The sequence below is a fragment of the Psychrobacter sp. NZS113 genome (genome assembly GCF_015864825.1).
Classification (GTDB): domain Bacteria; phylum Pseudomonadota; class Gammaproteobacteria; order Pseudomonadales; family Moraxellaceae; genus Psychrobacter.
This window is the reverse complement of the sequence record NZ_JADYWL010000040.1, coordinates 1-535: the sequence shown is the minus strand read 5'-3', so window position 1 is coordinate 535 and position 535 is coordinate 1. Positions and strand designations below refer to the sequence as shown.

Below are 535 nucleotides of genomic sequence, written 5' to 3'. Positions count from 1 at the left end.
AAATAATGAATGCAGTATTAACAGTGTCTTAGCTGTTAAACGATTAGCCAAGGAGCGGTGAATCTCATGTCAAACACCACACTTACTTATTACAACCAAAATGCCAAAGCCTTTAGCGACTCAACACTTAACGTTGATATGTCGGCGCTTTATGCTGAGTTTTTACCGCACGTTGCACAACACGGTAGTATTTTAGATGCCGGTTGTGGCAGTGCGCGCGATGCCGCATTTTTTAAAGCGCAGGGTTTTACTGTAAGTGCGTTTGATGCAAGCCCAGAGCTGGCAGAGTTGGCAAGCAGTTACTTACACCAACCTGTAGAGGTTAAAACATTCCAAGAGCTAAATTGTGTAAATCAATACGACGGGATTTGGTGCTGCGCTAGTTTATTACACGTTCCAAAGGCTGAGTTACCGCAGGTGTTTTTAAACCTACAACGTGCGCTTAAACCGAATGGCGCTTTGTATGTATCGTTTAAATATGGCGATACAGAGCGTGTGCATAATGGTCGTGAATTTACAGATTTAAACGAAACTG

The 535-nt window shown here is 42.8% G+C and carries 1 protein-coding gene; it reads left to right on the top strand.

The features are described 5' to 3' along the window. Positions 1-66: 66 nt before the first annotated feature. Positions 67-535: bifunctional 2-polyprenyl-6-hydroxyphenol methylase/3-demethylubiquinol 3-O-methyltransferase UbiG (locus I6E61_RS14040; protein ID WP_197135308.1), on the top strand; the 469-nt coding region annotated here is incomplete at its 3' end.